Consider the following 20,420-nt stretch of genomic DNA (forward strand, 5'->3'; position numbering starts at 1 on the left):
CCAGCAGGCGGCGACCAATAAAAAAACCCTCGCCTCAACGAGGCGAGGGTTTGCGTGCCGGCGCGTATCGCGCCGAGGCAGGCCGGGGATGCGGGCCGATTACAGCGCCGCGTCCTTCAGCTTCTTCAGCGCGCGGACCTTGACCTTGACCGACGCCGGCTTGGCAGCGAACCACTGCTCCTGGCCGGTGAACGGGTTCTTGCCGAAACGCTTCTTGGTGGCGGGCACTTGCACGGCGGTGACCTTCAGCAGGCCGGGCAGCGTGAATTCGCCCGCGCCCTTCTTGTTCAGCGCGCCGATCATGGTGCTTTCCAGCTGGGCCAGCACGGTCTTGACCGTCTTCGGATCGAGCTCGGTCTGCGCGACCAGGTGCGACACCAGGCTGGACTTGTTGAAGGTGTCCTTCAGCGGCTTGGGCGTCGGCGCTGCCGGCGCTGCCTTCTTGGCGGCCTTCACCGGAGCGGCGGCCTTCTTGGCGGGCGCCTTGGCGGCGGTCTTGGTTGCTGCAGTCTTCGCGGTCGGTTTAGCTTTGGTGGCCATATCGATGTCGTGAACAGGTTCAATGTTGGAGCGCAGTACCGTCGGATGCCGCCGGGCAGCGCCGCGCACAGAATAGCAAAACGGGCGAACGGTGCCTATTTTCAAGGGGTTTTCGGCGTGATTTGGCGGTTGGGCCAAGCAATGTGTCGCGCGGATGCCACCATCCCCGCGCTCGTCGCCGTCGCGATGCCGTGCGCGCTCCGATTCGGTGCCCCGATCAGCGGCGTTGCGCGACCCAGATCCCGGCCACGATCGCGGCCAGTTCGACGCCGTGATACCAGCTCGGCCACTCGCCCAGCAGCAGCGTGGACAGGATCGCCGCAAAGGCCGGCGTCAGCGTGACGAAGAACACCGGCAGCTGCGCGCCGGCACGCGCGACCGCGCGATCCCAGGCGAAATACGCCAGCAGCGACGGCACCGTGGCGACGTAGGCGAGGATGCCGACCGTCCTGGTGCTCCAGACGATGGCCTGGCCGTCGATGCCGAGCTCCCAGGCGACGAAGGGCACGCTGACCGCCACGCCGGCGACGATCTGCGCGTACAGCAGCACGATCAGCGGCAGCGCCGGCCGCTGCTTGCGCAGCAGCCACGTATAGCCGCTCCAGGCCAGCGTCGCGGCCAGCATGAACAGGTCGCCGGGCACGAAGTCGAGTTGCGCGAGCCGGCCCAGTTCGCCGCGCACCAGCACGAAGGTCACGCCGACCAGGCACAGCAGCGCGCCCGCGATATGGCTGCGCGTGGCCGGCTCACGAAAGAACGTCACGCCGACCGCCAGCAGGAACAGCGGCATCGATGCGCCGATCAGCGTCACGTTGATCGGCGTCGACGTCGTCAGCGCCAGATATTGCAGCGCGTTATAGCTGGCGATCGACAGCACGCCGAGGGCGAGGATCAGTCCCGCGTGGCGCCGCAACGCGGCCGCGTGCTCGCGCACGCCGCTCCACGCCAGCGGCGTCAGCAGCAGCCCGGCCAGCAGCCAGCGCAGGAAATTGAGCGTGATCGGCGGCACGGCGCCGGCCGCCAGATGGCCGACGATGGCGTTGCCGGCCCAGCTCAACGGCGGAAAGGCCAGCAGGAAGAGGGTCAGCCAGCCGGCGCGCGAGCCGGCGATCGGGGAGGTGGGCATGCGAAAGGAGGGGGCGAGCGCGCAGGCGTCGATGCCGGCGGCGCGGTGGCGTAGACACTGGAGCGCGCATTATGCCGCCAACGGGGGGTTCGCATGCGCCAGGCCCCGCTTTTGCAGGGGGATTGCGCGCTCGCAACCCTACCGGCGTGCTACCCCCGATCGGGGATGGCGTATTCAACCTCGGTTACCGCAGAGTGCAACCGAAATCAGTACGGCGGCGCAGCGTTAGGGCATACCATGTCCGCTTTCCGCCGGTCTGGCAGCTCAAACGGTCACGTCATGTACGCCATCCTGCCCGCCTTCGTCTCGTCGATCTTTCTCGGTTACGGCCTCTACGTGCTGGTGACGAGGGGCGTCACGCGTCTGACCACGACGTTCTTCCTGATGTGCGCGACGACGTTCGCGTGGCAGGGAACCTGGGCCTTCCTGTTCCAGACCACGCATCCCGACGTGGCGCTGCTGCTGGCCAAGGTCGGCTATCTGTTCATCGTCTTCCTGCCGACCACCTTCTATCACTTCATCACCGAGGTAACCGAGCGCCGCGGCGAGCGGCCGTGGCTGCTGGTGTCCTACGGCATGTCGCTGTTGCTCGCGGTGGTATTGCTGACATCCGATCGGCTGGTCGCCGATTACTACCTCTACGGCTTCGGCAACTACCCGCGCGCCGGGATCCTGCACCCGGTCCATGTCGCGCAGACCGTGCTGCTGGCGCTGCGCAGCGGCTGGCTGCTGCTCGATGCGCGGCGCAACGCGGTGGGCGAGAAGCGCCAGCGCCTGACGCTGTGCCTGTGGAGCCTGGGCCTGTATTCGCTGGCCGCGATCGACTATGCGGTCAATTACGGCCACGACTTCTATCCGCCGGGCGTGGTCTTCATCGCGGTGAGCCTGGGCATCATCGCGCTGTCGATCGTCCGCTACGACCTGATGCATCCATACTCGCTGGCGGCCACCGTGGCCCACGAAGTGCGCACGCCGCTGGCGACCATCCGCATGCAGACGCAGGAACTGGCGGCGGTCTGGCCGACCGTGCTGGACGGCTATCGCCGCGCCGTCGAGCATGGCCTGATCGAAGATGGCCTGCGCCCCGGCCAGCTCGAGCGGCTGCCGACGCTGCTTCGCGCGATCCGTGGCGAGGTCGACGGCACCCAGGCCGTGATCGAAATGGCGCTGGCCTCGATCACGCTGGAGCGGCTCGACCGCGGCAGCTTCGTGCCGCACGGCGTCGCGCAATGCGTCCAGTCCGCGCTGGAACGCTACCCGTTCCGCGCCGGCGAGCGCGAACGGGTTTCGGTGCGGGCGATACCGGACGGCTGGCGCTTCCGCGGCTCCGACACGCTGCTGGTCTACGTGTTGTTCAATCTGTTGAAGAACGCGCTGCAGGCGATGCGCGCACATCAGGCCGGCGCCGCAGACGGCGGCCGCATCGAGATCTCGGCGCGCGAATCGGGCGGCTTCTATCAGCTGCGCGTGCGCGATACCGGTCCCGGGATTCCGGCGGACGTGCTGCCGCGCATCTTCGATCCGTTGTTCTCGACCAAGCCGCACGGCAGCGGCGCCGGCATGGGGCTGGCGTTCTGCCGGCGCGTGATGGAGGCCTTCGGCGGCCGCATCGACTGCCAATCGGCGCCGGGCCGCCATACCGTCTTCACGCTGCATCTGCCGGTCGCGGTGGCGGCCGAGCCGCCGGAGCCGGCGCACGCGGCCGCCGCGATCGGCCCGCTCGATGCGCTCGAGCGGATCGAGCCGATGCAGCCGATGCAGTCGATCCAGCCACTGGGCCACGGCACGGCCGCCTGACGCGACGGCCGTGCCGCAGGTCAGCCCGAGCGGCCGACCTGCTTCGCTGCTAGTTGGCCAGCACCGGCGCGCTGACCTCATACTCCTTGACCCGCTCGACGATCTCCTTCGGGAATCGCGCGATCCGCTTGTCCTTGTCGGCGAACACGATCTGCTGGTAGCCCAGCGAAACCGGCCGCTCGTCGACGCAGAAGCGGAACAGCAGATACGCCGAGCACTGCTTGACCTGGAAGGTGTTCAGGTAGCAGTCCACACGCTGGAACGGGAAGGTCTCCTCGACATATTCCTGGTGCGCGCGCTTGGTCACGAAGACGCCGCCCGCGGCCAGCAGGTTGCCGTGGATGCACTCGTGGAACCAGCGCTCGCGGCAGATGCCCTGCCATTCGAAATAGCGCGCGAAGTAGGTGTTCATGAAGGCGTTGGAATCCTTCAGATAGATGTCGATCGTGTGGTGGAACGTCTTGCGGGGAGGGGTCTCGACCTGGTCCTGCGCCAACTGGCCGGTACCGCGGTTCAGGATGTGGGGAATCACGTCACGCATCAACATGGAAAAAGCTCCTGGATCAATGGCTGCGAGCGGCAGCCTCGCTTGCCCCCGGGGGAGAGGGGGCATGGCGCATTCTGGCCGGAGACCCTGCACGGACGTCACCCAACCTTTGCGGGTAGACGAGGGGCTGCGCACGTAAGCGGAACTTGCCATTGCCGTCCCGCCGCTGACTGCGTGATGCCGCACCAACCCGCGGTAAACCCTAGTGGTATAGGTAACTAGACCTTATTACAGTGGCAGTTCGCCGAGTCCGCTCACTGAGTTCGGTGACCGAGTTCGCTCACTGAGTGCGTTTCCCGGGGCCGCGCGTTCGTTTGCATCGGGCCCGTCCGCTGCCCTGCGCCGCGCTTCGGCCCCACCGTCTGCCGCCCATCGATGTCCGATTCCCTGTCCTCGACCGAACTGTTGTCGCGCAGCCGCGAGCCGGTCTATCTGCAGCTGGCGACCATCTTTCGCCGCCGCATCGAGAGCGGGGTCTGGCGGCCCGGCGAACGGATCCCTTCGCTCGAGGACCTGTGCCGGCAGTACGGGGTCGCGCGCATGACGATGCATCACGCGCTGTCGGTACTCGACGACGAAGGCCTGATCGCGCGCTCGCGCGGCCGCGGCACCTTCGTCAAGGGCGGTTGCAAGCGGCGCCGGCCGGTGTCGCTGCCGGTCACCTGGGGCCAGGCGGTCGAGGTCGGCGAGCAGCTCGGCACCGAGGCGCTGGTCGAGTCCGCGGGCAGCGTGCCGTTGCCCGACGAGCTCGGCATGCCGTGCGAGGCCGAGCGCGCGCCCGCCTACCACTTCCTGCGCCGGCTGCACCGGCTCGACGGCCGGCCCTTCGCGATCGGCGAGGTCTATATCGAGGAAGGCCTGTTCGCGCGCAATCCGCGCGCGTTCCGGCAGGGCGCGTCGGTGCCGGTGCTGGATCGCTTTCCGGGGCTGCGGGTATCGAGCGCCCGCCAGCGGCTGTCGATCATCGCGGCCGGTGCGGAATCGGCCGCCGCGCTGGCGCTGCCGGTCGGCGCGCCGGTCGCCGAACTGCGCCGCCACGCATGCGCCGGTGGCGTGATCGTCTATTACGCGCGCATCGAATTTCCGACCGAATACGTCTGCCTCGACTTCGATCTGCTCGACCCGGGCGGCCTGGCCGGATGATCCAGCAGGCCGGCTCACCTATCCCCAACCGATTTCAATTCGATCGACCTGAGACCAAGGAAGCGCGCAATATGGAGACCAACCCAACCCAGCAAGCCGGGCAGACGCTGAACGGCGCCGAGAGCCTGGTCACGACCCTGCTCGCCTGCGGCGTCGATACCTGCTTTGCCAATCCTGGCACCAGCGAGATGCATTTCGTCGCGGCGCTCGACCGCATTCCCGGCATGCGCTGCGTGCTGGGTTTGTTCGAGGGCGTGGTCACGGGCGCGGCCGACGGCTATGCCCGCATGGCCGACAAGCCGGCGGCGACGCTGCTGCATTGCGGACCGGGCCTGGCCAACGGCCTGGCCAATCTGCACAACGCACGGCGCGCGCAGACGCCGATCGTCAATATCATCGGGGACCAGGCCACCTATCACCGGCCGCTCGATGCGCCGCTGACGGCCGACACCGAGGGCTGGGCGCGGCCGGTATCGGTCTGGACCCGCACCGCGCAGCGCGCCGATCAGGTCGGCGCCGATGCCGCGGCCGCGGTGCAGGCCGCCTGCGCCGCGCCCGGCGGCGTGGCCAGCCTGATCCTGCCGTCCGACGTGTGCTGGGACGAAGGCGGCAAGGTAGCCGCGCCGCTGCCGCCGCTGAGCGCGCCCAAGGTGTCCCCGGACGCGATCGAGCAGGCCGCGCGCTGGCTGCGCTCCGGCCAGCCGACGCTGCTGGTGCTGGCCGGCACGGCGCTGCGCGAGGCGCCGCTGGCCGATGCGCACCGCATCGCCGCTGCCACCGACGCGCGGCTGATCACGCCGATGTCCAATGCGCGCGTGTCGCGCGGGCGCGGCCGGTTCGCCGTCGAGCGCGTGCCTTACTCCGGCGATGCCGCGCGCGCCAGGCTGGCCGGCATCCGCCAGGTGATCCTGGTCGGCGCGCCGCCGCCGGTGACCTTCTTCGCCTATCCCGGCAAGTCGCCGCGCCCCTATCCCGAGGACGCGCAGATCCACGTGCTGGCCCGTCCCGAGCAGGACCTAGCCGATGCGCTGGCGCGCCTGGCCGACGCGCTCGGCGCGCCCGCGGTGCCGGTGCCTGATGGCCCCACCCCGGCTGTCGCACCGGCCGGCGTCGCCAGCGGCGCGGTAACGTCCGAAGCCGTCGCGCAGACGCTGAGCGCGCTGCTGCCGGAGCAGGCTGTCGTGGTCGAGGAGAGCGTCAGCTTCGGCCGCGCTTTCTATCCCGGCACCGTGCATGCCGCCCCGCACGATTGGCTGCAGCTGACCGGTGGCGCCATCGGCGCCGGCCTGCCGCTGGCGGTCGGTGCCGCCGTGGCCGTGCCGGACCGGCGCGTGGTCGCGCTGCAGGCCGACGGCTCGGGCATGTACACGGTGCAGTCGCTGTGGACGATGGCGCGCGAGCAGCTCGACGTTACCGTGGTGGTGCTGGCCAATCGCAAGTACGCGATCCTGCTGGGCGAACTGGCCGGCGTCGGCGCCAATCCGGGCAAGACGGCACTGGACATGCTCGACATCGGCAATCCGGATCTCGACTGGGTCAAGCTCGCCGCCGGCATGGGCGTCGAGGGCGCGCGCGCGGCCGACATGGAGAGCTTTGCCGATCTGTTCGCGATGGCGAACAAGCGCAAGGGGCCGTTCCTGATCGAGCTGGTGATTTGAGTTTTTGGGGTTGTGGGCGCCCGACCTTCTTCCCGGCCCTCTCCCGCCAGCGGGTGAGGGAGAACACCGTCGGCATGGGAAAAGCCCGCTGGTTTGCTGTCCTCTCCCGCTTGCCGGAGAGGGGCTGGGGGAGAGGGCAGGGGCATCCCCCTTCACGACCGAATAATCCACCCTTCCGGACAAGCGAATTGCCGAAGCGCTGATGACTGCGGCAAGCTGCCCGCGGAAGGCATCGAGCCAGGAGACAGCATGACGACACCCACCACCGCGGCACAGGCCGAGCAGGGGCCGGACCGCATCTATGCGGCCCTGCTGAACGAAGGGCGCTTTCGCATCCAGCACTGCCGCGACTGCGGCCGCTACGTGTTCTATCCGCGCAATCTGTGCCCGCACTGCGGCGGCGAGGCGCTGGACTGGACCGATCCCAAGGGTACCGGCACCGTGTATTCGACCAGTGTCGTGCGCCGCAAGCCCGATGCGGGCGGCGACTACAACGTCGCGCTGATCGATCTGGACGAAGGCGTGCGGATGATGAGCCGGGTCGAGGGCGTGGCGCCGCAGGCGGTCCGCATCGGCATGCGGGTCAAGGCGCGCGTCGCGCCCGCGGCCGGCGACGGCGTTCCGGCGATGGTGGTGTTCGATCCGGTGGAGGGCTGACGCGATGCCAGCACAATCATTGCGCGGTGGCGTCGCCATCGTCGGCGTGGGCCAGGCCGGACTCGGCGAGGCCCACGGCAAGACCGAAATGGAAATCCTGGTGGAGGCGGCCAAGGCCGCCGGCATGTCGATGCGCGAGATCGACGGCATTGCCACCGCCAGCGTCGGCGCCACCATGTGGGTGATGCCGGTCGCCGAATACCTGGGCATCCATCCGAAGTTCGTCGACAGCACGATGATCGGCGGCTCGAGCTTCGTCGCGCATATGCTGCCGGCGATGCTGGCGCTGGAGGCGGGCGTCTGCGACGCGGTGCTGGTCTGCTACGGCAGCAACCAGCGCACCTCGACGGTCGGCCGCGCCGGCATCGCCAAGGTCCGCTCGGTGCTGGACCCGCAGCCGTACGAGAATCCGTACCAGCCGATGCAGCCGATCACGTCCTATGCGCTCGCGGCCGCGCGGCACATGCACCAGTACGGCACCACGCGCGAGCATCTGGCCGAGGTCGCGGTGGCCGCGCGCAAGTGGGCACAACTCAATCCCGATGCGCTGATGCGCGACCCGTTGAGCATCGACGATGTGCTGAACGCACGCATGGTGTCGGACCCGCTGTCGGTGCGCGACTGCTGCCTGGTCACCGACGGCGCCGGCGCCTATGTGATGGTGCGCGCCGAACGCGCCAGAGATCTGGCCAGGCCGCCGGTCTATGTACTGGGCAACGCCACCGCGACCTGGCACCGGCAGATCTCGAGCATGCCGGATCTGACGGTCACCGCCGCGAAGGAGTCGGGCGAGCGCGCGTTCGCGATGGCGGGCATCAAGCCGGCCGATGTCGACGTGCTCGAGCTGTACGACGCCTTCACGATCAACACGCTGCTGTTCCTCGAAGACCTCGGCTTCTGCGCCAAGGGCGAGGGCGGGCCCTTCGTCAGCGGCGGCGCCATCGCGCCCGGCGGCAGGCTGCCGGTCAATACCAACGGCGGCGGGCTGTCGTGCGTGCATCCCGGCATGTACGGCATGTTCATTACCATCGAGGCGGTGCGGCAGTTGCGCGGCGAATGCGGCGAGCGGCAGGTGGACGGTGCAGAGATTGCACTGGTGCACGGCAACGGCGGCACCTTGTCGAGCCAGTCGACCGCGATCCTCGGCACCGCGGCGGCGCTGTAGCAGGCTCGGCGTTCGAGCCAGTGCTGCGACGGCATGCCGCAGCAAGCCGGCAGCCGGGTACGCAAGCGCGCAAGGCAATGCGGGCGAACGTTTAACACGTTCGTCCGCATTTTTTCGTTTGGCGACATCAGGTCCGCGCGAAGTCTCCCGAACTTGGCATGGGCCGTCAACGATGGCGCCGCGCCACTCGTCTAGAGAATGCGATGGCGAATCGCTGGCCGGCAGGCGCCGCCGGCGGCCGAGCGATCGTCCCCGTGCCCTTGTCCCGCCGTTGCCGAGTCTTTCGAGCCTGCCGCCACATGACGCTACCCGCCTGCCCCATTCCATCGTTCCTCTGTGCCAAGCCACATGCGGAAGACCCGCGATCCCGCACGTGCCAGCCGCCGCTGCGGCCGCGCGATGCCGCGCAAGTCGCGCGCACCGCCACCCGGCTGTTCCTCGGCGAAGGCAGCATCGACGTCACGCTGGCAGCGGATGCCGGCGGGCGCCTGCGTTCGGTTCTCGCCGATATCGCGCGCGAATACCGCCTGGGCCTGCGTCGCTGCGACCGCGCGCCCGATTCCGAGGCAGCGCATGCCGCCCTCGAGCTCGAGATGGGCGTCAAGGTGCTGATGCGGCTGAGCGATTGCCTGGGTGCCCTGTTCGATCCGCATGGCGCCGTGCAAGACCGCGACCAGCAAGAGGATGTCGCCAGGCGAGCCGCGCTGATCGAGTGCGCGGCGGCGATTGCCGACGAGGCGCTGGTCTGCCGTGACGAGCGCGCCGTCAATGCCGGCGCCGCGCCGGTACAGCGCTGCCTGACCATTTCGGCAGCAGGCGGCGAGATTCGCCTGCACAAGTTCTGCCGCTGGCAGCGGAGCTCGGGTCCGCGCGGCGCCGCCGAACCCGATCGCGCCGATCTCGCGGCCGAGGGCGGCACGGCCGATGCCCCGGCGACCCATGGCACCGAGATGGACGCGTGCCTGAGCTTCCGGATCCGGCCCTGGCGCCGCGCCGGGCGCCGGCGCGATGGCGACCCGCGGCGCGTGCTGCTGCGCTGCCGTATCCGGCCGGTGCGTGTGGGAGACGCGCGGCGCATGCACGAAGCCGTGCCGATCCCGGGCCCCGGCGTGCGCCACAGGCTCGCCGCTGGCGACTGGCGGGGTGCGCTGCTGGCGCTGCTGATCCGGTTGTTCCGGCTGCCGATGCGTGGCCGCGGCGAACTCGCGGGCAGGGCCCAGCTGAAGGTCTATCCGATGCCGCGCGACGGGCGCGCGGCGGTCGTTGTGCGGGTGGGCGGCGAAGGGGCGCGGCGGCACGGATACCGTGCGGCCATCCACGGCATCGAAGCGGTCAGGCAGGAACTGCAGGGGCCCCGGCGTCTGCTGCCGGCGCTTGCGCCGGAGCCCGCATGCCGCGACGACGACGGCGTGCGCTGCTACTGACCATCGAGCCCCGCGTGGCGCACCGCGCCATCCGGTGCGCCCGGTTTGCCGCAGCGCACCCACGGCCGCGCGGAAGGCGGCCTTAGCCAAATGCAAATGGCGAGCGCGCCGGCGCACCCACACACTGCGGTGATGGCATCGGCGAAAGCGCCCGGGCTCCCTCTATATGTAAACGGGTAAACGGACCCTGCCCATGCGGACCGAATGTGCGCGAACAACGAAGTGCGCCGGCCGAGCCAGACCGTTCACCTCAGGAGGAGACGCATGGCAACGAAGCAAACACGATGGCGGCCCGCCGGCATGCTGGCGACCGTGCTGGGCGCGCTGATTCCACTGGCCGGCGTGGCCGCGCTGGCGCTGAGCGAAGGCGTGGCGGCGGCCGACCCCTATCCCTCGCGCCCGATCAAGCTGATCGTCGGCTATACGCCGGGCGGTCCGGTGGACACCGCGGCACGCGTCTATGCGGATCATCTCGGACGCGTGCTCAAGCAGCCGGTGGTGGTCGACAATCGCGCCGGCGCCAGCGGCGCGATTGCCGCCGAGGTCACGGCCAAGGCGCCGCCCGACGGCTACACGCTGTACTTCGTCGCCAGCCCGACGATGACGATGACGCCGCTGATCCAGAAGGCGGTCAACTTCAATCCGACCCGGGACTTCAGCCATATCGGGCTGATCACCGATTACACCAACGTGCTGCTGATCAACAAGGACTTCCCGGCCCGCAACGTCGGCGAGCTGGTCGAGTACGCCCGCAGGCACCCGCAGGGCGTGGCGTTCGGCTCGGCCGGCGTCGGCGCGTCCAACCATCTGTCGGCCGAACTGCTGGCGCAGATGAGCGGCGTCAAGATGCTGCACGTACCGTACAAGGGCAACTCGCCGGCGATGACCGACGTGATCAGCGGCAAGATCGCCTTCATGTTCGATATCACCGGCACCGCGATCGGCCATATCCAGGGCGGCAAGGTGCGGCCGCTGGCGGTGACGTCGAAGGAGCGCAACGCCGCGCTGCCGAACGTGCCGACCATGGTCGAGTCCGGCTTGAAGGACTATGCGGTGACCGGCTGGTATGCGCTGATCGGCCCGCCGAAGCTGCCGGCCGAGGTAGTCGACACGCTGGTCAAGGCGCAGCAAGCCGTCGGCGACGATCCGGCCTTCCGCCAGCGCATGACGCAGGGCGGCTACGACCTGAACATCACCGGCCCGAAGCCGCTGGCGGAGCGGATCGAGCGCGAGCTGCGCCTGTGGGGCGGGGTGGTCAAGACGGCGAAGATCGAGGTGGAATGACGGCTGTCGCGTCATTCCCGCAGAGGCGGGACCCGGCGTCTTCGGCCTTGTGAAGGCTTGGTGGCCTGCCGCCGTTCCGAGGCCGCCGGGCCCCGCTTTCGCGGGGACCACGGATGCAGGCGATGCGGGCCGTTGCAGGTGGTTGCGGGCGCGCGGGCAACGGCAGGGGTTATTCCTCGACCACCGCCCATCCCTCCATCGCCTGCCCGCCAGCATCGTCGCCGGTCCACAGCAGCACACGTCCGGGCTGCTGTTCGTCCCGGCGGCCCCCGACCGTGACCACGTCGTGGTCGAACAGCGGCGCCATGCCGCGAAAGCCGAAGCGCCTGACGTTCGCCCGTGGCAGTTCGCGCCGCAACAGGTCGACCATCAGCACCGCCTGCAGCGGACCGTGGACGACCAGGCCGGGATAGCCCTCGACGTCACGCACGTAGTCGTGGTCGTAATGGATGCGATGCCCGTTGAAGGTCAGCGCCGAGAAGCGGAACAGCATGACCGGATCGGCATGCAGCTGGCGCTGCCATTGCGGCTGGTGCGGCAGGCGCGGGCGCGGCGGCTGGGCCTGGCCCGGCTCCGGCATCGCGCGATAGACGATGTCATGGCGCTCGCTCAGTGCCGTCTCGCCGCCGACGGTCAGCACATGGCGGACCGACACGAACCACAGCTCGCCGCTGCGGCCGGTCTTCTGCTGGACCTCCTCGATGGTCGAGGTTCGCGTCACGGTGTCGCCGACCCGCAGCGGACGCTGGAAGTCGAGCTCGCTGCCGGCCCACATCCGCCGGGGCAGCGGCACCGGCGGCAGGAAGCCGCCCAGCACCGCGTGGCCGTCGCGGCCCAGCTTGCGCTGCGGCGCACGCGGCAGGAAATAGAGCCAGTGCCACAGCGGCGGCAGCGGTCCGCTCGCGATCGCGTCGCCGTCCAGGTCCAGCGTGGCGGCGAGGCCGAGCACCGGTTGCAGCGCCAGCGTCTCGGTGCGGCTCTCGCTGCGGCCGATCCACTGGCGCAGCGCTTCGAGGCTGGTATCGGCCTCGGTCTTCGTGTCGTGACTGGTATTGGTGTTGATTCGGGTATCGGCGTGGGCCGGATCGGCCGTCAATGGTTGGGCCACGGGAATCCTCTCAGTGTTGTAGGAATGGCAGGGACGGCGTCTTCGCACCGTCTCTGCGAGCGTAGGAGTTCAGCCTGCGGCCGGCAACCAGTCCGCCATGCTGTCCATGTGTTCGAGCGCCCAGACGCGCGCGATGATCGTGCGCATCTCCGCCTCGCTGGCGCCCTGGCGGAAGGCCGCCAGCTGCAGTGCCTTGGCTTCGAGCTCCGGCCGGCTCAGCGTGTTGTCCGGATCGCCCTTGGGTACATCCACGCGTGCTTCGAGCGTGCGGCCGTCGGTGGTCGTCACGGTGACGCGGCCGATCCACTGGCGCGGATAGGCGGCGTTGATCTCGGCATCGAGCGCCATCGCCACCTTGTCGCGGAAGGCCGCGACGCGCGCATCGCGCAGCGCGTGCTGCTCGAACTCGCCCAGGCCCGCGTGGCCATGCCAGGCGACCAGCCCGAGCACCGTGCCCATCGAGAACTTCGCCTGATGAATCGTGACCGGATCGACCACGGGGCCCAGTACGTCGATCGCGCCCTGGTGAACGTGCGCGGTCACGCTGGCGATCTGCTCGGGATCGACGCTCTCCCGCTGCATCAGCGCCTTCAGCGCGTCGGCGGCCGGGTGGGTGTGCCGGCATGAGGCGAAGAACTTGAACGAGGTCTCGGCGGTGGCCCAGCGCGTGCCCAGGCCGTCGGTCAGCCGCGCCGGATCGGCGTCGCTGGACATGCCGGCCGCCATGCCTTGCGCCCCCTCCAGGATGCGGCGCGCGCCGGTGAAGCCGGCCCGCGCCAGATGCGCCGACATCAGGCCGTCGGCGGCCGCCTTGGCGGTATGCAGCTGCTTCGAATCGGCGGCGTCGCGCAGGAATTCCCACAGGCCCGCGGCCTGGGTGCCGGCCGAGCCCAGCGCCTGGTTGATGCCCTCGGCATCGAGCCCGTACAGCTTGGCCACCGCGGCCGCGGCGGCCAGCGTGCCGACCGTGCCGGTGGTATGGAACACGCGATAGTGCGAGCGGCCCATGAATTCGCCGATGCGGATGCCGGCCTCGTAGCCGGCGATCGCCGCGGTCAGCAGCTGCGCCCCGCTGCTGCCCTCGGCCTGGGCCGCGGCCAGCACCGCGGGAAACACCACCGCGGCCGGATGCAGCACCGAGCCGTTGTGCACATCGTCCTGCTCGACCACATGCGAGGCCGCGGCGTTGACCAGCGCGGCGAACCACGGCGAGGTGCGGCGGCGATCGACCAGCACCTCGGCCGGGCCCTGCTGCGGGCCCATCGCCACGGCGAACTCCTGCAGCCGGCGGATCGCCGGGGCGTCCTTGCCGGCGAGGGCCGAGGCGATCCAGTCGAGGAACAGGTCCTTGGTGCGTTCGACCACGGACGGCGGCACGTCGGACAGCGTGAAGCGGGCAAGGAACTCGCAGAGTTCGCGCGTGGGATAGGAGCTTGTGGAGCTGGGCATCGGCTTGGCGTGGAACGGGTTGGCGCGGCGGGGGAGCGGCGGGGGGAGCGGTGAGGTAGCTGCCGCCCTAGAAGGACCGCGGCAGCCCCAGCACGTGCTCGGCCACGTAGGACAGGATCAGATTGGTCGAGATGGGTGCGACCTGGTACAGACGCGTCTCGCGGAACTTGCGCTCGATGTCGTATTCGGCGGCGAAGCCGAAGCCGCCGTGGGTCTGCAGGCAGACGTTGGCCGCTTCCCACGAGGCATCGGCCGCCAGCAGCTTGGCCATGTTGGCCTCCTTGCCGCAGGGCTGGCCCGCGTCGAACAGCTCGGCGGCCCGGTAGCGCATCAGGCTGGCGGCCTCGACGTTGACGTAGGAGCGGGCGATCGGGAACTGGATGCCCTGGTTCTGGCCGATCGGGCGGTCGAACACGACGCGCTCGCACGCATAGTGGCTGGCGCGCTCGACGAACCAGTAGCCGTCGCCGATGCATTCGGCCGCGATCAGGATCCGCTCGGCGTTCAGCCCGTCGAGGATGTACTTCAGGCCCTTGCCTTCCTCGCCGATCAGGTTCTCGGCCGGGATCTCCAGGTTGTCGAAGAACAGCTCGTTGGTCTCGTGATTGACCATGTTGCGGATCGGCTGGACCGTCAGGCCGTTGCCGATCGCCTCGCGCAGGTCGACCACGAACACGGACAGCCCTTCGGACTTGCGCTTGACCTGGTCCAGCGGCGTGGTGCGCGCCAGCAGCAGCATCAGGTCCGAATGCTGCACGCGCGAGATCCAGACCTTCTGGCCATTGACGACATAGCGGTCGCCCTGGCGCACCGCGGTGGTCTTGAGCTTGGTGGTATCGGTGCCGGTGGTCGGCTCGGTCACCGCCATCGACTGCATGCGCAGCTCGCCCGCGGCGATGCCCGGCAGCCAGCGCTGCTTCTGCGCCTCGGAGCCGTGCCGCAGCAGGCAGCCCATCACGTACATCTGGCCGTGGCAGGCGCCGGAATTGCCGCCGCTGCGATTGATCTCCTCCATGATCACGGAGGCGGCCGTCAGCGGCAGGCCGGAGCCGCCATAGTTCTCCGGAATCAGCGCCGACAGCCAGCCGGCCTGCGTCAGCGCCTGGACGAACTCTTCGGGAAAGGCGTCCTGCTGCTCGACGCGCTGCCAGTAGGCGGAATCGAAGCCGGCGCACAGATCGCGCACCGCTTCGCGGATTTCGGGGTAATGCGCATCGCGCGCCTGGTCGATCGTCATCGGTGGGCCCTTCGCGGGGAATCACGGGAATGCGGCCATTATTCCCGAGCCCGCCGCGCACCGACATTCGCATTTGCCAAAGAGCGGCTTAGGGCGCGCCTTACCTGCGCCCCGGAGCCCGCGCCGCGGCGCGGGACGACGGCTCAGACGGGCTCGCGGGCCGCGTCGATCAGGTAGTGGACCAGGGTCTCGGCGAACTGCGGCAGCTCCCTGCCGGGCCGGCGCACCAGGCGCAGCTCGCGCCTGGCCCAGTCGTCCTCCAGCGTGATGAAGCGCAGCACCTTGCGGCTGGCGTAGCGGCGCGCACAGCTGTTGGGCACGATCGCGATGCCGGCGCCCGCCTCGACCATGCGGCAGACCGCATCGAAGCTGCCGACCTGGATGCGCAGGCTGATGCGCTTGCCCATGCCGCTGGCGATGCGGTCGAGAAACGACTGGATCGCGCTGAACTGGTTCAGCCCGACGAAGCGGCAGGTGTCGAGCAGATCGGCGAAATGCAGCCGCTTGAACTGCGGCAGCGGGTGGTTGACCGGCGCGATCACGATCAGCTCGTCGCTGCACAGCTGCATCACGTCCAGATCCTCGGTGGCGACCTCGCCGGCGACGATGCCAAGGTCCGCCGCGCCGGCACCGATCGCCGAGACGATTTCCTGCGACAGGTGTTCCTCCAGCTCGATGTCGACGTCCGGGTTTTCCGACAGGAAGCGCGACAGCGCGCTGGCGAGGAAGGAGTTGGTCGCGGTGGTGTTGGCCAGCAGCCGGACCTTGCCCTTGACGCCCTTGGCGTAGGGCCGCAGATCGGCATGCAGGCATTCGAGCTCGCGAAAGACCTCGCGCGCGTGGCGCAGCAGCGCGTCGCCGGCCGGCGTCAGGCGCACCCCCTTGACCTGGCGGATCAGCAGCTGGGTCTGGAACGCTTCCTCCAGCTGCTTGATGCGGGTGCTCGCCGCCGGCAGCGACAGGAAGCTGCGTTCGGCCGCCCGCGTCAGGTTATGGGTTTCCCCTACGTTCAGAAACAGGCGCAGGTCGGTCAGGTCGTAATGCATCGTGTCGTGATGGGTTTGGCGGGATCGAACGGAGGGTTTCGGCGCGCGGAAGGCGTCTTTTGGGATTGGCGAATTCTCCTTTCGCTGCCGGCAATTTATCGTATATGCCGCTTCAATAGAACCTCGTAGGTGGGACAGGAGACCGATGATGACGGCGAAGGTGGAAGGATCGGCCGCAGGCAAGACGGCAGGCACGATGGCTGGCAAGGTCGCGGTGGTGACCGGCGCGGGCGGCGGCATCGGCCGCGGCATCGCGCTGGCGCTCGGCGCCGCGGGCGCGCGCGTGGTGGTCAACGATATCGGCGTGTCGCTGAGCGGCGAGGGCGGCGATGCAGGGCCGGCGCAGCGCGTGGTCGAGGAGATCCAGGCCGCCGGCGGCGAGGCGGTGGCCAACACCGACAGCGTGGCGAGCTGGCAGGGAGCCAACGCGATCGTCCAGTGCGCGCTCGACCGGTTCGGCCGCATCGACGCCGTGATCAACAACGCCGGCAATCTGCGCGACCGCATGTTCTTCAAGATGAACGAGGAGGAATGGCGCGCGGTGATCGACGTGCATCTGCACGGCACCTTCTTCGTCAGCCGCGCGGCCGCGCCGTACTTCAAGGACCAGCAGGGCGGCGCCTATGTCCATATGACCTCGACCTCCGGCCTGATCGGCAATTTCGGCCAGGCCAACTACGCAGCGGCCAAGCTGGGCATCGCCGCGCTGTCCAAATCGATCGCGCTGGACATGGCCCGTTTCAACGTGCGCTCGAACTGCATCGCACCGTTCGCCTGGAGCCGGATGACCAGCTCGATTCCGTCGGAGACGCCCGAGGAGCGGGCGCGCGTGGCCAAGCTGCAGAAGATGGAGGCAGGCAAGGTCGCGCCGATGGCGGTGTTCCTCGCCAGCGAAGCGGCGCGCGAGGTCAATGCGCAGATCTTCGCGGTGCGCGCCAACGAGATCATGCTGATGAGCCAGCCGCGCCCGGTGCGATCGGTGCATGCCAGCGAAGGGTGGATGCCGGAGTCGATCGCCGAGATCGCGATCCCCGCAATGCGCAACAGCTTCTATCCGCTGGAGCGCTCGCCCGACGTCATCAACTGGGATCCGATCTGACCTCCGCCGCTGCCGGCAGTGCGCCGGCAGCGCTGCCAGCGCTGGCAGCACGATGTGCCGGGTGCTGACGCCCGGCGCGTTGTCGTCCCTCTGTCCCTGGACGCTCAGTGGCTTGGTCTCGGTCGCTCGGTCTCGGTCGCTCGGTGCGCCCGACCTCTGTCCGTCTGTTCCGCTCTTCTTCCTCCGGCGTTCGTCCGCTTCCTCGTTTTTCTTCGATCGATTGTCGCCGACGCGCAAGTCGTCGCGCATTGCGGTTTCCCCTGATCGTGGTCCACTGCCGTCGATGACGGCCGTTCGTTCCGCCGGCGCTGCCGCATCGTTCGACTCGCGTGCCGCATGTGGCCCGCAACTTGCTGGTGTACCGGCAACGGTGGCCGACGGATGCCGCCGCGCGGGCAACCGCGACGGGGACACAGCGATGCGATCGACGCGGTCGAATGCGAGCTGGAACCTGTAGCGGTTTCGGCATTCCAATGGGCACGCACCCTCGCGGTGCGCGCCACGATTCCAAAGGGGAGACGCGATTGCCTCGACGGTGCATGGAGACAACCGGCGAACGATGCTTCGCCACGCCCGGGCGGACCGCAGCACGACGCCCGGCTCGATGGGTAAACCCTGCTTTCCCGCAACGCGATGCGCGATGTCGCGGCGCTCCGTTTTCATCCTGCTTCGACCCCGCCTTCGCGCCTCGCTTCGGTCGCGATTGCGCGCAGCGCGAACACGTCGGCAGCGTGTCGCGCAACGTTGCGCGCGAGACCCTGGCAGCCGCAACGATGCAGGATGTGCCAACGTACGACCCCACCCGTTCCAAGGTTTTGCAGTCCCGGTATGTCGGCGATGCTCGTCGGAAGCAATCGTTACAAACGGGTCAGTGCAGCACCAAAGGGAAAGGTGTAAGGTGTGTCCCAGAACATGGTCGCACCGCCCAGTGCGAACCGGTCAGCGTGCCGCTCAGTCGCACGCCGCCAGGACGCAGTTTTCGCGAGCAGGACAGCGCCGTTGCGAGTGCGCAATGCGCGTCAACAAGCTCTTCCCCCTGGGCGTTATTTGACTATGATGAAGTAAAGACTTCGCAACATGGTCAGTCTTCCGCCAAGCCGGGGTGGCGGTATTCAAAGGCTGATACGTGGAATGAGGCAGGGTACCTACCTGCAGACGGACTGCGTTCGCCTCGGACGAGACTCTGACGGGAGTGAGGTATGGACATTTTCGGCCACTACGCCACGCGCTTCGAAGCTCGCAAGGAAGAGGAATACAGCATCCAGGAGTACCTGGAGATCTGTAAGAAAGACCCTACTGCCTATGCGACCGCGGCCGAGCGCATGCTCGCCGCGATCGGGCAGCCGGAGCTGGTAGACACGCACCACGACCCGCGACTGTCGCGCCTGTTCTTCAACAAGGTCATCAAGATCTATCCGGCGTTCCGTGAGTTCTACGGCATGGAGGACACGATCGAGCAGATCGTCTCGTTCTTCAAGCATGCCGCGCAGGGTCTCGAGGAACGCAAGCAGATCCTCTACCTGCTCGGGCCTCCCGGCGGCGGCAAGTCCTCGCTCGCCGAGAAGCTCAAGTCGCTGATGGAGCAGATCCCCATCTACGCGCTGAAGGGCTCGCCCATCCATGAATCGCCGCTCGGCCTGTTCTCGCCCGAGGAAGACGGCAAGATTCTGGAGGAGGACTATGGCATCCCGGTCCGCTATCTGAACACGATCGCCTCGCCATGGGCGGTCAAGCGCCTGCACGAGTTCAACGGCGACATCACGCGCTTCTGCGTGGTCAAGCTGCGGCCCTCGGTGCTGTCGCAGATCGCGATCGCGAAGACCGAGCCGGGCGACGAGAACAACCAGGACATCTCCTCGCTGGTCGGCAAGGTCGATATCCGCAAGCTCGAGGACTATCCGCAGGACGACCCCGACGCGTACTCGTATTCCGGCGGCCTGTGCCTGGCCAACCGCGGCCTGCTCGAGTTCGTCGAGATGTTCAAGGCGCCGATCAAGGTCCTGCACCCGCTGCTGACGGCGACGCAGGAGGGCAACTACAAGGGCACCGAGGGCTTCGGCGCGATTCCGTTCGACGGCGTGATCCTGGCCCACTCGAACGAGGCCGAATGGCAATCGTTCAAGGCCGACAAGAACAACGAGGCCTTCCTCGACCGGATCTATATCGTCAAGGTGCCGTACTGCCTGCGCGTGTCCGACGAGGTCAAGATCTACGACAAGCTGCTGCGCAGCAGCTCGCTGTCGGCGGCGCCATGCGCGCCGAACACGCTGAAGATGATGGCCCAGTTCGCGGTGCTGACACGGATCAAGGAACCGGAGAACTCGAACATCTTCTCGAAGATGCGGGTCTACGATGGCGAAAGCCTGAAGGACGTCGACCCGAAGGCGAAGTCGTACCAGGAGTACCGCGACTACGCCGGCATCGACGAGGGCATGAGCGGGCTGTCGACACGCTTTGCGTTCAAGGTGCTGTCCAAGGTCTTCAACTTCGACAACACCGAGGTCGCGGCCAATCCGGTGCACCTGCTGTACGTGCTCGAGCAGCAGATCGAGCGCGAACAGTTCCCGCCGGAGCAGGAAGCGAAGCTGCTGTCGTATATCAAGGAATACCTGACGACGCCGTTCGTCGAGTTCATCGGCAAGGAGATCCAGACCGCCTATCTGGAGTCGTATTCCGAATATGGCCAGAACATCTTCGATCGCTACGTGGTGTTCGCCGATCTGTGGATCCAGGACCAGGAGTACCGCGATCCCAACACCGGCGAGATCCTCGACCGCAACGCGCTGAACGACGAGCTGGAGAAGGTGGAAAAGCCGGCGGGTATCTCGAACCCGAAGGACTTCCGCAACGAGATCGTCAACTTCGTGCTGCGGGCGCGGGCCAACAACGGCGGCAAGAATCCGAACTGGACCAGCTACGAGAAGCTGCGCATGGTGATCGAGAAGCGGATGTTCTCCACCACGGAGGACCTGCTGCCGGTCATTTCCTTCAACGCCAAGTCCTCGCGCGAGGATCAGGAGAAACACGAGAACTTCGTCAACCGCATGGTCGAAAAGGGCTATACGCCCAAGCAGGTCCGGCTGCTGGTGGAGTGGTACTTGCGCGTTCGAAAATCATCGTAACGGCGCCTGCACGGGGCC

Annotated in this window: 16 protein-coding genes; 9 read left to right on the forward strand and 7 right to left on the reverse strand. The window is 68.1% G+C overall.

All coding sequences use genetic code 11. The features are described from left to right. Window positions 1–99 precede the first annotated feature (99 nt). Window positions 100–540 carry an HU family DNA-binding protein gene (locus FOB47_RS00380; RefSeq protein WP_053824472.1) on the reverse strand — a complete coding sequence of 147 codons (441 nt, stop codon included), beginning with the start codon at window positions 538–540 and terminating at the stop codon, window positions 100–102. Window positions 541–757: 217 nt separating this feature from the next. After that, window positions 758–1,666, reverse strand: a complete 909-nt coding sequence (locus tag FOB47_RS00385) for a DMT family transporter (protein WP_174779652.1) — start codon at window positions 1,664–1,666, stop codon at window positions 758–760. A 279-nt stretch (window positions 1,667–1,945) separates the two neighbouring features. Between FOB47_RS00385 and FOB47_RS00390 the strand changes: the two genes are divergently transcribed. Beyond that, complete coding sequence (locus FOB47_RS00390; RefSeq protein WP_174779653.1) at window positions 1,946–3,463, forward strand: sensor histidine kinase; 1,518 nt, start codon at window positions 1,946–1,948, stop codon at window positions 3,461–3,463. 49 nt (window positions 3,464–3,512) lie between these two features. On the opposite strand, the gene FOB47_RS00395 is transcribed toward FOB47_RS00390, so the two are convergent. Next, on the reverse strand, window positions 3,513–4,010 hold the full coding sequence (locus tag FOB47_RS00395) for an acyl-CoA thioesterase (RefSeq protein ID WP_174779654.1): 498 nt from the start codon (window positions 4,008–4,010) through the stop codon (window positions 3,513–3,515). Between the two features lie 375 nt (window positions 4,011–4,385). Between FOB47_RS00395 and FOB47_RS00400 the strand changes: the two genes are divergently transcribed. From FOB47_RS00400 to FOB47_RS00425, 6 genes are all read left to right on the forward strand, one after another. Then, window positions 4,386–5,153: a GntR family transcriptional regulator gene (locus tag FOB47_RS00400; RefSeq protein ID WP_174779655.1), complete on the forward strand. Its 768-nt coding sequence runs from the start codon at window positions 4,386–4,388 to the stop codon at window positions 5,151–5,153. Window positions 5,154–5,260: 107 nt separating this feature from the next. Beyond that, the gene (locus FOB47_RS00405; RefSeq protein ID WP_174780797.1) at window positions 5,261–6,811 is read left to right on the forward strand and encodes an acetolactate synthase large subunit; all 1,551 of its coding nucleotides are present in this window, start codon (window positions 5,261–5,263) and stop codon (window positions 6,809–6,811) included. 249 nt (window positions 6,812–7,060) lie between these two features. Next, a complete protein-coding gene (locus FOB47_RS00410) occupies window positions 7,061–7,468 on the forward strand; it encodes a Zn-ribbon domain-containing OB-fold protein (protein ID WP_174779656.1) in 408 nt (135 codons plus the stop codon). 4 nt (window positions 7,469–7,472) lie between these two features. Continuing rightward, window positions 7,473–8,633, forward strand: a complete 1,161-nt coding sequence (locus FOB47_RS00415; RefSeq protein ID WP_174779657.1) for a thiolase — start codon at window positions 7,473–7,475, stop codon at window positions 8,631–8,633. 299 nt (window positions 8,634–8,932) lie between these two features. Continuing rightward, on the forward strand, window positions 8,933–10,057 hold the full coding sequence (locus FOB47_RS00420) for a hypothetical protein (protein ID WP_174779658.1): 1,125 nt from the start codon (window positions 8,933–8,935) through the stop codon (window positions 10,055–10,057). Window positions 10,058–10,357: 300 nt separating this feature from the next. Then, window positions 10,358–11,341, forward strand: coding sequence for a Bug family tripartite tricarboxylate transporter substrate binding protein (locus FOB47_RS00425; protein ID WP_174780798.1), 984 nt, complete (start codon window positions 10,358–10,360; stop codon window positions 11,339–11,341). 169 nt (window positions 11,342–11,510) lie between these two features. On the opposite strand, the gene FOB47_RS00430 is transcribed toward FOB47_RS00425, so the two are convergent. The 4 genes from FOB47_RS00430 to FOB47_RS00445 form a co-directional block, all read right to left on the reverse strand. Next, window positions 11,511–12,404, reverse strand: a complete 894-nt coding sequence (locus FOB47_RS00430) for an HTD2 family dehydratase (RefSeq protein WP_053824724.1) — start codon at window positions 12,402–12,404, stop codon at window positions 11,511–11,513. Between the two features lie 114 nt (window positions 12,405–12,518). Beyond that, window positions 12,519–13,898 (reverse strand): MmgE/PrpD family protein, encoded by a 1,380-nt coding sequence (locus tag FOB47_RS00435; RefSeq protein WP_053824464.1) that lies wholly within the window; start codon window positions 13,896–13,898, stop codon window positions 12,519–12,521. 67 nt (window positions 13,899–13,965) lie between these two features. Next, entirely contained in the window at window positions 13,966–15,135 is a 1,170-nt protein-coding gene (locus FOB47_RS00440; protein WP_174779659.1) for an acyl-CoA dehydrogenase family protein, read from the reverse strand. A gap of 143 nt (window positions 15,136–15,278) precedes the next feature. Beyond that, window positions 15,279–16,181, reverse strand: a complete 903-nt coding sequence (locus FOB47_RS00445; protein WP_006576792.1) for a LysR family transcriptional regulator — start codon at window positions 16,179–16,181, stop codon at window positions 15,279–15,281. Window positions 16,182–16,329: 148 nt separating this feature from the next. Here FOB47_RS00445 and FOB47_RS00450 point away from each other — a divergent pair, with 148 nt between their 5' ends. Then, on the forward strand, window positions 16,330–17,280 hold the full coding sequence (locus FOB47_RS00450; RefSeq protein ID WP_174780799.1) for an SDR family NAD(P)-dependent oxidoreductase: 951 nt from the start codon (window positions 16,330–16,332) through the stop codon (window positions 17,278–17,280). 1,199 nt (window positions 17,281–18,479) lie between these two features. Beyond that, on the forward strand, window positions 18,480–20,402 hold the full coding sequence (locus FOB47_RS00455; RefSeq protein WP_174779660.1) for a PrkA family serine protein kinase: 1,923 nt from the start codon (window positions 18,480–18,482) through the stop codon (window positions 20,400–20,402). Window positions 20,403–20,420: the final 18 nt, after the last annotated feature.

Origin of the sequence: Cupriavidus gilardii (assembly GCF_013347325.1) — a bacterium.
GTDB lineage: Bacteria > Pseudomonadota > Gammaproteobacteria > Burkholderiales > Burkholderiaceae > Cupriavidus > Cupriavidus gilardii.

Bases quoted from the DNA above. Each gene is read 5' to 3' on its own strand.
- FOB47_RS00380 (WP_053824472.1), bottom strand. From the start codon at position 540: ATGGCCACCAAAGCTAAACCGACCGCGAAGACTGCAGCAACCAAGACC.
- FOB47_RS00385 (WP_174779652.1), bottom strand. From the start codon at position 1,666: ATGCCCACCTCCCCGATCGCCGGCTCGCGCGCCGGCTGGCTGACCCTC.
- FOB47_RS00390 (WP_174779653.1), top strand. From the start codon at position 1,946: ATGTACGCCATCCTGCCCGCCTTCGTCTCGTCGATCTTTCTCGGTTAC.
- FOB47_RS00395 (WP_174779654.1), bottom strand. From the start codon at position 4,010: ATGTTGATGCGTGACGTGATTCCCCACATCCTGAACCGCGGTACCGGC.
- FOB47_RS00400 (WP_174779655.1), top strand. From the start codon at position 4,386: ATGTCCGATTCCCTGTCCTCGACCGAACTGTTGTCGCGCAGCCGCGAG.
- FOB47_RS00410 (WP_174779656.1), top strand. From the start codon at position 7,061: ATGACGACACCCACCACCGCGGCACAGGCCGAGCAGGGGCCGGACCGC.
- FOB47_RS00415 (WP_174779657.1), top strand. From the start codon at position 7,473: ATGCCAGCACAATCATTGCGCGGTGGCGTCGCCATCGTCGGCGTGGGC.
- FOB47_RS00420 (WP_174779658.1), top strand. From the start codon at position 8,933: ATGACGCTACCCGCCTGCCCCATTCCATCGTTCCTCTGTGCCAAGCCA.
- FOB47_RS00425 (WP_174780798.1), top strand. From the start codon at position 10,358: ATGCTGGCGACCGTGCTGGGCGCGCTGATTCCACTGGCCGGCGTGGCC.
- FOB47_RS00435 (WP_053824464.1), bottom strand. From the start codon at position 13,898: ATGCCCAGCTCCACAAGCTCCTATCCCACGCGCGAACTCTGCGAGTTC.
- FOB47_RS00440 (WP_174779659.1), bottom strand. From the start codon at position 15,135: ATGACGATCGACCAGGCGCGCGATGCGCATTACCCCGAAATCCGCGAA.
- FOB47_RS00445 (WP_006576792.1), bottom strand. From the start codon at position 16,181: ATGCATTACGACCTGACCGACCTGCGCCTGTTTCTGAACGTAGGGGAA.
- FOB47_RS00450 (WP_174780799.1), top strand. From the start codon at position 16,330: ATGACGGCGAAGGTGGAAGGATCGGCCGCAGGCAAGACGGCAGGCACG.
- FOB47_RS00455 (WP_174779660.1), top strand. From the start codon at position 18,480: ATGGACATTTTCGGCCACTACGCCACGCGCTTCGAAGCTCGCAAGGAA.